Annotated in this window: 15 protein-coding genes; 3 read left to right on the top strand and 12 right to left on the bottom strand. The window is 63.5% G+C overall.

The features are described from left to right. The 3 genes from K2Y56_RS24375 to K2Y56_RS24365 all read left to right on the top strand — a co-directional run. Positions 1-432, top strand: a 432-nt coding sequence (locus K2Y56_RS24375) for a hypothetical protein (protein WP_292514103.1), incomplete at its 5' end; no start/stop codon positions are given. Between the two features lie 24 nt (positions 433-456). Beyond that, a complete protein-coding gene (locus K2Y56_RS24370; RefSeq protein ID WP_292514100.1) occupies positions 457-1,095 on the top strand; it encodes a hypothetical protein in 639 nt (212 codons plus the stop codon). 24 nt (positions 1,096-1,119) lie between these two features. Then, positions 1,120-1,350 carry a hypothetical protein gene (locus K2Y56_RS24365; RefSeq protein WP_292514097.1) on the top strand — a complete coding sequence of 77 codons (231 nt, stop codon included), beginning with the start codon at positions 1,120-1,122 and terminating at the stop codon, positions 1,348-1,350. Positions 1,351-1,429: 79 nt separating this feature from the next. On the opposite strand, the gene K2Y56_RS24360 is transcribed toward K2Y56_RS24365, so the two are convergent. The 12 genes from K2Y56_RS24360 to K2Y56_RS24305 form a co-directional block, all read right to left on the bottom strand. After that, entirely contained in the window at positions 1,430-2,020 is a 591-nt protein-coding gene (locus K2Y56_RS24360) for a hypothetical protein (protein WP_292514093.1), read from the bottom strand. Further along, positions 2,020-2,319: a hypothetical protein gene (locus K2Y56_RS24355; protein WP_292514091.1), complete on the bottom strand. Its 300-nt coding sequence runs from the start codon at positions 2,317-2,319 to the stop codon at positions 2,020-2,022. Before K2Y56_RS24355 ends, K2Y56_RS24360 begins: the two co-directional genes overlap by 1 nt. Before the next feature lie 79 nt (positions 2,320-2,398). After that, the gene (locus tag K2Y56_RS24350; protein ID WP_292514088.1) at positions 2,399-2,623 is read right to left on the bottom strand and encodes a hypothetical protein; all 225 of its coding nucleotides are present in this window, start codon (positions 2,621-2,623) and stop codon (positions 2,399-2,401) included. Positions 2,624-2,636: 13 nt separating this feature from the next. After that, positions 2,637-3,068, bottom strand: coding sequence for a hypothetical protein (locus K2Y56_RS24345; RefSeq protein ID WP_292514086.1), 432 nt, complete (start codon positions 3,066-3,068; stop codon positions 2,637-2,639). After that, positions 3,068-4,123 carry a peptidoglycan-binding protein gene (locus tag K2Y56_RS24340; protein ID WP_292514083.1) on the bottom strand — a complete coding sequence of 352 codons (1,056 nt, stop codon included), beginning with the start codon at positions 4,121-4,123 and terminating at the stop codon, positions 3,068-3,070. Before K2Y56_RS24340 ends, K2Y56_RS24345 begins: the two co-directional genes overlap by 1 nt. 91 nt (positions 4,124-4,214) lie before the next feature. After that, on the bottom strand, positions 4,215-4,676 hold the full coding sequence (locus K2Y56_RS24335; RefSeq protein ID WP_292514079.1) for a hypothetical protein: 462 nt from the start codon (positions 4,674-4,676) through the stop codon (positions 4,215-4,217). A gap of 2 nt (positions 4,677-4,678) precedes the next feature. Next, positions 4,679-5,761: a hypothetical protein gene (locus tag K2Y56_RS24330; protein WP_292514076.1), complete on the bottom strand. Its 1,083-nt coding sequence runs from the start codon at positions 5,759-5,761 to the stop codon at positions 4,679-4,681. Between the two features lie 57 nt (positions 5,762-5,818). Further along, on the bottom strand, positions 5,819-6,841 hold the full coding sequence (locus K2Y56_RS24325) for a glycine-rich domain-containing protein (protein WP_292514073.1): 1,023 nt from the start codon (positions 6,839-6,841) through the stop codon (positions 5,819-5,821). A 1,146-nt stretch (positions 6,842-7,987) separates the two neighbouring features. Further along, positions 7,988-8,308, bottom strand: coding sequence for a hypothetical protein (locus K2Y56_RS24320; RefSeq protein WP_292514070.1), 321 nt, complete (start codon positions 8,306-8,308; stop codon positions 7,988-7,990). Between the two features lie 10 nt (positions 8,309-8,318). Next, positions 8,319-9,377 carry a hypothetical protein gene (locus tag K2Y56_RS24315; protein ID WP_292514067.1) on the bottom strand — a complete coding sequence of 353 codons (1,059 nt, stop codon included), beginning with the start codon at positions 9,375-9,377 and terminating at the stop codon, positions 8,319-8,321. Next, entirely contained in the window at positions 9,377-9,949 is a 573-nt protein-coding gene (locus K2Y56_RS24310) for a hypothetical protein (RefSeq protein ID WP_292514065.1), read from the bottom strand. The genes K2Y56_RS24315 and K2Y56_RS24310 overlap by 1 nt, the downstream gene beginning before the upstream one ends. 11 nt (positions 9,950-9,960) lie before the next feature. Beyond that, positions 9,961-10,446, bottom strand: coding sequence for a DUF4376 domain-containing protein (locus tag K2Y56_RS24305; protein ID WP_292514062.1), 486 nt, complete (start codon positions 10,444-10,446; stop codon positions 9,961-9,963). Between the last annotated feature and the right edge of the window lie 31 nt (positions 10,447-10,477).

Below are 10,477 nucleotides of genomic sequence, written 5' to 3'. Positions count from 1 at the left end.
GCAACGAAAGCCCAGGCGATCAGTCTTACTGCTAGAGCCGAAGGTTCATCGACCATCGAGAGCACAATTTCGATTGAGCGGCTTGAGCCAACCAACTCACCCAGCGAGCTTATTAGAAAAAGTTTCGAAGAAATTGATGAATTTATTTCGACTCATATCAAGAACCTTCCGATCGAAGCCAAGAGAGCACCTGCAGATTTTTTATTCTATGAAATCGAAAGGAAACTTGGTCGTAAAGATGTGTACGATTTGTACGCAAACCTGAGGCGTATGTATACCACCGCTATGCAGTCAAAGCCGGCGAACTTGAGACACGAGGACGCTATTCAATACATCGAGTTATGCACCATTTTTGAGAAAATCTTTGTTGTTGCTTTTTCCCATTGGCAATTACAGCGTATGGAAAAGATCGAAGGCGAGCCGAATTTATAGCTCTGAAACACAGGCACAGGCACAATGGCTTCACCTACACCTCAGCAAGCCAAAGACGAGCTGGAGCTAATCTATACAGAGGTCGGTAGGGCTCTTTCAATTTGGGCCGGGGTCGAAAGCACCCACGCGCATGTTTTTCACCTCGCATCTGGCTCGAAGTTTATTGATGTATCTTTCTCCGTGCTGGATGCCGTTAAGAGCTTTCAAGCCCGCAACAAGTTGGTTGATGATGCAATCAAGACCGCAGTGAAGCTTCAATGCAGGTACTTGAGTCCTGAAGACGCAAATGAACTAAAATTAATACTTACTCGATGGTTAAAATTGAAGAAGTGCCTTGATGAAGAAGGCCGTGCCCGAAATGATTTTGCCCATAAAGTTGCTATGACCCGCTTCGACTCCAGCCTGGACGCCGACCAATGTGCTGCAGGAGTTCCGATGCTGTCACTTCCGTTCGGACATCCCAAGTTTCCCACTGATTTTAAAACAGCTGTCAACAATGGAATCACTGCTACCCAAATTAGGGCAAGAAGCGATCAATTTCGAAAAATAGGGCAGGAGTTGAGTGACCTACAACAGGACTGGCTTAACATATCAACCGGGTCGGCAAGACCACCACCTCTTGAGCGCAGACAAATTAAAAACCCGCAGCTCAATATTATTTAATTCTTTTGAGGCCGGAGCGTAGTAATGCTTGATACACATGGCAAAAGCGCGCATGCACTCGCCGCAGCGAGCACTTTAATGGTTAATCATCTCGTGGATCTACTCATCGCGAAGAAGGTGATCTCAAAGGGTGAGGCGATAGCGCTGGCAGAAGCGGCAGCGAACGAAGCGCAGCTGATACAAACGTCGACCCGTACCGAAGTGGTAGCGTTCATTGGCGCCATGGCTGCGGGCTGGAATCAGCGTCATCCCTGAAACGCAAAAAGCGCCCCGCCACCCGTGAAGGGCAGCGGGGCGCTGTGCGTTTGAGAGCAGAAGAGGCTGTAAAGGAGCGTCAGCGCGTTGAGGATCGCGCGACGATCTCGAACTCGACGGTTGGGAGAACGGTCACGATTGACCATCCCAAGGCGCGCTGAAGCGTGTTGCAGTCGTGCGCCAGGACCGTGACGGACCGCCCTCGGCCGGGGGCAGCATCGAACGGGATGAACGGACCGGATGTCTCGGTCTCGACCGGTTCGGTAACCGGGGTCACCGGACCATAGGCATCGAACTCTTCCGGCTCAAAATCATGCCGGCGGTTCTGCCCATCGATCACGTAGACGCGCCGGACGAGCTCGCAGGTGCGATGCCGCCTTCTCGTGGAGCTGATCAGGAGCCGATCGCCCTGCTGGACCTTGCCGCCCTCGTTCATGACGATGCGAGGGCCGATCTCTACCGGAGGCGACCGATCGATCGCCATTGAGAGGATCCAGCTCATCCCTACCATGACGGCCAGCCAGTAGAGGCGGTTGAAGACGGCGTTCGATGGAACGGGTCGACGGCCTGGCCCGAAGGCCAGCACCAGCGCGTGCTGGTAGATTCGGTCTGCGCGACGCTGCACGTCCGGCTCCAAGCCGGGAGGAGGGGGATTGTGCCGGATCGTCATCAGTGCGTCACTCCGCCCTTGACCAGGACGACACCGAGCACCGCCATGATCACGGCGCCGAGGATCAACTTGACGATCCAGCTGACGTTGTTCTTCAAGCTGGTCACGTCATCTCGGATGACGGACAGCTCAGTCTTTGTTGCGTAGGAGTTCTTCAGCTCAGTCGTGAGCGTGTCGAACTTCTTATCGAGCTGCTCGACCTGATATTTAACCAGCCGCACGTCGCTCTTGAGGTCCTGATCGCTGGAGCTTGCCCGGTCGAAGGGCCGCTCCATGGGCGGGTCGGTAATCGTCGGCATGTCTGGCCCCTAGCAGGCGCTGTCGGCGCGCCGGGGCGCGTGTTTGTGGCCGCCCCGCGGGGCCGCGGGACGGCAAGGGCTATCGGGCGAAGTCGCGCACCACGGCCTCGATCCAGCGCACGGCCCGCTCTCCGCAGGCGGTCTTCTGGCGATCGAGGATCTTGGCCGAGCCGATGATGCGAACTACGTCACTCCGGGTCAGCGGGCGGTCGGCGATCTCGGGGAAGGACCGACGCAAGCACTCGGCGACGCCGGGCGGCGCGGCCGGGAGCGTCACTCGGCTGCCGGGGGCACGCGGATCCACCGCGGCCGGGCCGTCAGAGGTTACGCAGGCGCCTAGCGTCATCGCGAGTAGAGCAGACGCGATTGCGATCCGGATCCTTGGACATGGCATCGAGGACTTCCTTCAGGTTGGCCGTGTCTCTTTGAGACGCGACGAGGTCGGCCGTGGCCTGGACGGCGAGTTCGCCGGTGATGATCTCGGCGAGGTCGGCCCGGTGCTTTTCGGCGGAGAGCGCGGCCTCGGACTGGCGCACGAAGACGGCGTGCGCCCCAGCGGCTTGTCCGGCCTGATAGAGCCCCGCGGCTGCAAGCATCCCGCAGCCGAGCAGGATGGCGGGCTTGCGCAGGAAGGCGGGGATCAGCGCCACCCCCAGCACCGCGAGCACGAGGATCGCGATGCCGGAGAGGCCGATGAAGGCGGAGAGAGGCGAGAACGCATCCCAGGCGAGGGTGAGGAATCCGAGCATTATGCGGGATCTCCGGCGAGGCTGGGGATGAGCCGGGCCACAAGGGCCGGCACAGGCCGCCCAGCGTCGTCCCAGCGGGCGTAAAGGGCGTAGGCCGCACCGGCGACGATGAGGACGCCCGCAACGAACCCCAGGACCGTCCCAGCGGAAATCTGGACCTGCGCCTGCTCGACCTGATCCTTCAGCTCCATCGCCTTATCGAGCGTGAGGCCGAGGCCGGACGTGCCAGCGAGCGCCGAGCCCTGGACGGTGCGGCTCTTGGTGAGGTCCGCATCCTTGGCCGCGACCGCAAGAGGCTCGGCGGTGTCGAGCAAGTCCAGCGTCACGTCGTCGAGCTCGCCTGTGACGGGCAAGCCTTCACGGCGCTGCAGGAGCTGCACCGCGCCGACGGTGCGATCACCAGGATCACCGTCAGCCACGCCTACCGGGTAGCGGAGGGCCTTCAGCTTCGCCTGAGCCGGAAGAGTCCGGATCACGACCTTCGCCTTGGCCAGGACAGCCTTGGTCTCGTCGAGGCCGATATCGCCACCGTTCCAGACACGGCGCAGGCCGACGACGTCATCGCGATCGGCGAACCGCTCATAGTGATTGTCGACCCAGAAGGTGAGGGCGGAGGCCAGGGCGATTGCCGGCGTGCGTAGCGCCTCGGGATGATCCTCAAACCCTGCCGCGCGATAGTTCGACCGGCCCGTCGTCATGCCGAGGCCGCCGCCGCGATAGCGGTAGCCGTCGCCAGGGCGGACATTGCCCATCCGGCCACCATAGACCTTCTCGGCCAGCGCCTTCGGGTTCTTGGCGTACTTGTTCGCCTCGGCCAGCGTCGGGAACCGCTTAGGCCAGATCACGCGCAGGCGCTGCGCCGAGTAATTCAGGTTCTCCTCGAGCCGGGTCAGCCCTTGGCTCTCGGGCACGACCTGCGCAAGGAAATGGGCGATCCGCAGGGGCGTCGTGATCCCGGCGGCCGCGATCTTGTCGGCATCCGAAACGAAGACCGCCACGATGTCGGCGCGTGCGTTCGGCGCCACGGCTTTGAGGAGGCGCTTCCAGTCCGTCATCGATTGCTCCGGGCATGAAAAAAGCCGCCCGGAGGCGGCCTGGATGGGGGTAGGGCGGCCGGGACGGTCCCGGGCGCGGCAAGGTAAGGGGCTAGGCCGGGATGCCGGCCTTGATCGTTGCAGCGCGCTCGGCGGTCAGGATGCCGACCCACTGGCAGAAGTCGATGCCCTTGATGACGCTCGGGTCGGCGACGTCGACCTCAAGCAGGCGCTGATCCTTCAGCTTGCCGAACAGGAGGTTGAGGACGCGCTTTTGATAGATCAGCGCCTCGTCGGCGCCGTCATAGGCGCGCCGATCCTCGATATCGAGCTGTTCGTCGATCTCGAATTGTTCCTCAAACCTGATCGGGGTCATGAGCGTCCGATAGGTGGGGCCGGCCGGCGCAAGCTCGACCGCCGACGGCGCCCATGTTCCACCGGCGAGAGTCCAACCGGGCCGCACCTCGTCGGGCACAAGCACGAACCGCTGGGCGACGTCGGGATGAAACTCTGCCTCAGGATTTGCCGAGACATCGATCGCGATGTTGTCGATGACGTTTGCGTAATTTGCCATGACTACCACTCCACCACTACGAGGCCGTCACCGCCAGGGCCGCCCGCGCCAGATGATCCGTTGTAACCGCCGCCGCCACCGCCGCCGATTCCGCCAGGATGTGCGAGGAAACCGGCAGCAGGCGTGCTCCCGCCGCCACCGCCAAAGACGCCGCCGCCGCCGGTATTCGCCGACTGACTGCCGCCACCGCCCGCACCGGGGCCACCCTTGTTGTTGCTGCCGTCACCGGCACCACCGCCGCCGAATAAGGCATCGCCTATGAAGCGCGAGATAGCCCAGGTTGGGAGAGCGGATGATCCAGGGCCATTGCCGCCTATAGTCACATCGCCGAAGAATGACGGCCCGCCCGCGCTCGGCTGATTGTTGAGCGTATTGTCAGGGGCGGGGCCGCCCATGCCGCCGCCGCCGGTTCGGCCCTGGAAGCCACTCAGCGTAACTGCGCCGCCGTCAAACAAAGCGCCACCGCCGCCAGTGTAGGAACCCGCCGGCGAACCTGAGATGCTTCCGCCGTTCCCGCCCTTACCCATGATGGTCGCGCAGCCGCCGCCGCCTGTACAAAACGCCGTGTTAGTCGACGAACTGCACACCCCGCCATTGCCGCCCGTGTAGTTGACGTCGCCGCCCGTACCCGTGCCGCCGGTGCCGCCTGGGTTGTAGTTGGCGCCGAACACATAGGTTCCTCCACCGCCGCCGCTTGCAGAGCAAACGGCGCCGAACGACGACGAGCCGCCTGCGTTGCCGTTGAGTGATCCGGCGGCGATTGCTCTAGTCCCGCCCTTACCGACCGTCACCGCGTAGGAAGCGCCGGGAGTCACGGCGACCGTTTTCATGGCGAAACCGCCGCCGCCGCCGCCCGCCGCAGGACCGGTTGAGGCGCAGTTGTAACCACCCTGGCCGCCTGCACCATGAACCCGCACACGGATCGAGGTCACGCCGGCCGGCACAATGAAGGTGCCCGAGGCGAGAAATACCCTTAGATTGCCGTCTCCGAAGATGTCCTGACCGGGGAGCCTCGACGTCCCAAATGAAGGGGGTGCTGGCAGCGCCGAACTTGCCGCCGGAATTATTTTAGCACTACTTGGCATAGTCAATCTCTCCGATCCGTCGGCCGACGCAAGTCTTGGGCAAGATAAACTGCAACATTACCACTCCACGATCACGAGGCCGTCGCCGCCAGGACCACCGCACCCGTTCGTTGATGAAGTAGCCCCGCCGCCACCGCCGCCGATTCCGCCGGAAGCCGCAGTTGACCCGTCAGGCATTCCGCTTGCGCCGCCCGCGCCACCGAACACGCCACCCTTGCCGGCAATGCTGGCTGCGGCGGAGCCACCACCAGCGCCGGGGCCGCCGTTGGGAAAACCGCCCTGGGGCGACCCGCCACCTCCGCCGCCGAACAGAATGTCGCCTGGGAATCGATTGAAGGCGAACGATGGGAGGGATGACGCGCCGGCAGAGTTGGCCGGCGCAAACTCGCCGAAAATTGAGGCCCCACCACCGTTCGCACCACCGAGCGGCCCTAAATCAGGAGCCGAGCCGCCAGTGCCACCACCACCCGTATGGCCGTTGTTGTTGGTGCCGTAGACACCACCACCGTCGAACAGGGCGCCGCCGCCGCCAGTGTAGCAGCTAAGGGTTCCTGGGCCGATCGTACCGCCGTTGCCACCCTTGCCGAGAACGGTGGCGCATCCACCGCCGCCTGTAAGGAATAGCGCCCCGACCTGAGATTGAACCGGGCCGCCGTTGCCGCCGGCATAGTTCACGTCACCGCCCGAGCCGACGCCGCCCGCACCGCCTAGTTGGACGATAGAGCCGTTCTCCCACCTGCCTGCACCGCCCCCGGTCGCTGACAGGATGCCGCCGAACGACGAGGTGCCGCCGGCTACGCCGTCTCTCACGCTGTAGGAGATAGGGTACGAGCCGCCCTTGCCGACCGTAGCTGAGTATGCCTGACCGGGCGTCACCGCGATCGTCTTCATTGCGAAGCCGCCGCCGCCACCCCCGGTGAGCGGCCCACTCCCGTTATTTCTCCAAGCCCCTGCGCCGCCCGCACCGTGGCAACGCACGCGGATGGACGTCACACCGGGCGGCACGACAAAGGTGCCGGACGCGAAGAATACCTTAAACGCCCCGGTGCCGAACTCCTCTTGGCCGGTCAGGCGTGTCATTGCGAAAGAGGCCAGCGATAAAACTGGCGCAGCAGTCAGAGGAACAATTCTGTTGCTTCTGGACATGAACTACCACTCCACAAGCACGAGACCGTCGCCACCAGGGCCGCCAGTGTTAGTGCTTCCGTTGGCGTAGTTCGCGCCACCGCCGGCTCCGACGCCACCTTTGCCGCCCGTTAGGCTTGCGCCAGATATAGACGATCCGCCACCACCGAAGACGCCGCCATCGCCAGCCCTGCCGCTGCTCGTAGCGCCACCCCCAGCGCCAGGACCCCCGTGCATATTTGCCGTTCCTGACGGGCCGCCACCGCCGAAGATACCATCGCCGACAAACCGAATGATCGCCCAACTCGGAGCTGCGCTGAAGCCGATCGTGCCGGCGGGAGAAAAGTCGCCAAAGAGCGAAGGACCACCGAGGGTATTGGTATTGTCCAGTGTGTCAGAGCCTTTGCCGCCTACACCACCCCCGGGGGTATGACCGCCAACACTTCCACTAAGAGAGCCTCCGTCGAATAATGCACCACCGCCGCCCGTCGCGACGGTTGAGGTCGCCGTGGCGTCACCACCGTTGCCGCCACTACCAAGAATGGTCGCACAGCCGCCACCGCCAGATGCCTGAAAGGTTCCGCTGTTACTAAGTAAATTGCCGCCCCGACCGCCGGTGAAGTTCACGTCACCGCCGAAGCCCGAGCCGCCTGCGCCCCCGTTTAGTGCCTGAGTTGCGTGGACTGCCTGACCAGCACCGCCGCCAGTTCCCGACAGGAGGCCGCCAAAGGATGACGTCCCGCCGGCAAAGCCCTGCGATATTGGTGAGGTAGGGTTGGGTACGCCACCCTTGCCAACCGTGACGCCGTATGACGTCCCTGGCGTCACCGCGATGGTCTTCATGGCGAAGCCGCCGCCGCCGCCACCCGTAGCTCGGCCGGGGTTGTTGCTCCCATTGCCTCCCGACCCGCCGGCCCCGTGGCAGCGGACCCGGATCGAGGTCACGCCAGGGGGGACGATGAAGGTGCCCGAGGAAAGGAATACGCGAACGCGACCCGACCCGAATACGTCTTGTCCCGGCAGTCGGCCGACACCGAAGTTTGGGTTCCCCGCGGCAGAGGCAACCCCAACTGAGACTACGTCGAGATTACTTGCCATCGGTTACTCCTCGATACCTATAAGCGACACGTTGACATTGGCTACATCTGAGTAAGCCCAGAGGATTTGACCAGGTAAGAGCACAACGGACCGTGTCAGCGGGCCATTACCCTTCACACCGCTTGCGCCAACAGCCGTGTCGTACTCAAGGAACTCGCCGTTTGCGACGGTCGGACTTCCTGCGCCCTGCTTGATCGCCAAGCGAACCTTGATGTCCGAGACGGTTGTGTTGGTGAAGCTAACCTCACCGACCATGCGCGTGGTGGCTGCGCAGACGTAAAAGTCCTTGAGCGTCGCCGCTGCTAGGTTCCATTTCGCAAGCATGTTGAAACCTTCAGAATGTCATGGAGACTAAGAGCAGGCGGGTAGGAAAGCCGTTAAGAATACCGTCGGTGCCTTTAGCCGCGACCAACACCCACTTTGAGGAGTCGAACGTGGCACCCGAAGTGTGTGAAGTTGAGCAGACGTAAGTCTGACCTTGGAAAGTCACGGAGCTTGCTGGAGCCGTGGCCGTGTAGGTTGTTGTCACGGCCCAAGGGGTCGGCGGAGTCTGCCAGGACTGGGGGCCCGTGGCTCCTCGAAGGTTGGTGACGACCGCGTAGGCGCCGGCCTGGCGCTGCGAGACGTCCTGACTTGTGGTGTTGAGGTAGTAGTCGCCGTTGATGCCGAGGCTGTTCGACGGCGCGCCCGCGCCCGAGCGCCAGACCGCACCGGGCGCGCCCTGAATATTGGCGACGACCGAGTAGACGCTGGAGACCTTCTGGTAGAGGTCGCCGGTCGTGCTGTTGAGGTAGAGGTCGGTGTCCGTGCCCAGCGAATTGCTCGGAGCCCCAGTCCCGACGCGCACCGACGAGCCCTGGACGCCCTGGATCGCGGTCGTGACGAGGATCCACTTTGAGGAATCGAAGGACGCGCTTGAGTTGTGAGCCGTGATGCAGACGTAGGCGTTGCCCCCAAGGACGACGCAATCGGCCGGCGCCGTCGGGCTGTAGAGCGTGAAGGTCGCCCACGGAACGGGGGACTTCCACGGCGCCGGCCCGGTCTGACCGCGCGGGAGCGAAAGGTCGATCGCGTAGACGTTAGCGGTGCTCGTCGTGCGGACGGTCCAGCCCGGAGTGCCATTGACCTCGACGACCGTCAGGTTGCCAGCGACGAAGGTCGGGGTGAGACCGTCTTTCCCGCGGTCACCCGGCTGTCCAGCCGGGATCGCGATGTCAACGTAGCTCTGATCCGTCAGGGTGATGCGAACCACGTTCGCAGTCACGGGCGAGATCGAGAGGATGCCGAGGCCCGGAAGGCCGTCGGAACCGGGAGGGGCGCCGAGGGTGATCTCGGTATCGGCGTCCCCACCCGAGAGGCCAAGCGCCTCGACGCTCTGGAAGATGTTGTCCATCAGGCGACCCCTTGGTCGACGGTCCAGAAGCCGTAGCGAAGCCGCACGACGCGTCCGTCCGGATGAGTCGCGTACATCGCGTAGGCGTAGAGCCCGGCGGGGACGTCGATCGTGCGGGCGAGCGGGATAGCGAGGCGCACGCCGCCCTGGGCCGCGTTGGTGATCAGGAAGCAACCGTCCTCGGTCGAGGCGGTCAGCGTCGGGGTTCGCGTCGTCAGCGTACCGTCTGAGCGGACTGGCGTGATCGCGAACGAGAGGGTTGCATCCGCGAGCGGGTAGGGCGCCCGCATCCAGGCGAGCCCGATCCCGACCCGGAGCCAGCGCACGACGCCACCCTGAGTATCGGCCCCGAAGGTGCCGGCACTAGTCCAGGTGAGCGGAGTGACGCCGGGCTGGGCGACGTAGAGGTCGCCGTTGTAGGTGCAGGCCGAGGACGGGCCGTAGGTCTTCGCGGCTGCCCAGGCGGGGACACCGGCCCATGGCGGAGCCGAGGCCGCGCCCATCTGGAACGAGAAGTTCCGATACCAGCCCTCGTCATTGGATACCCGGAAGATCGGGCCTGGGGCGGTCATCGCGGCGCTCCTTAGACGAGTGCGGCGAAGGCGGCGTCGACGTCGTCGAGCGTCTTGATCGTCGGCTTCTTGGCGCCGAGCTTCGTCTTGATCGCCGAGAAGGTGTCGAAACAGGCCGCCACGTGCGCCAGGACGGCATCCGAGGCCGCGATGATGGTCGGCGCGTCGAGCTTTTCCTCGGACCCGTCAGGGAAGGTCCAGGGCGTCGTGAACGCGGCATCGGCCGCCGCCGAGATCCGCGCGCCCATCAGGAGCGTCTTGGATCGATCGTCGGTCGCGATGACGAGGCCGCCAACCGTGACACCACCGATTTCGACCTGCCACCGCTTCTGCTTGGCATAGGCGAGGAGGTCGGCCTCGGGGGTCTCCTCGTTGATGCCCTGCTCGGCCTCGCCCGGGAACGGGAGAAGGCGCGCGCCGGGGAACTGATCCATCGGCACGACGGCATCGTCGGCGTAGGTCGCGATCGTGATGCCGTCCTTGGAAACGACTTGCATAGGTCAGCCTCCGTCGACCGACCCCGTGAGG

This window comes from Methylobacterium sp., assembly GCF_019745455.1.
Lineage (GTDB): Bacteria > Pseudomonadota > Alphaproteobacteria > Rhizobiales > Beijerinckiaceae > Methylobacterium.
The sequence above is the reverse complement of the archived record's forward strand: the minus strand, read 5'-3'. Positions and strand labels throughout refer to the sequence as shown.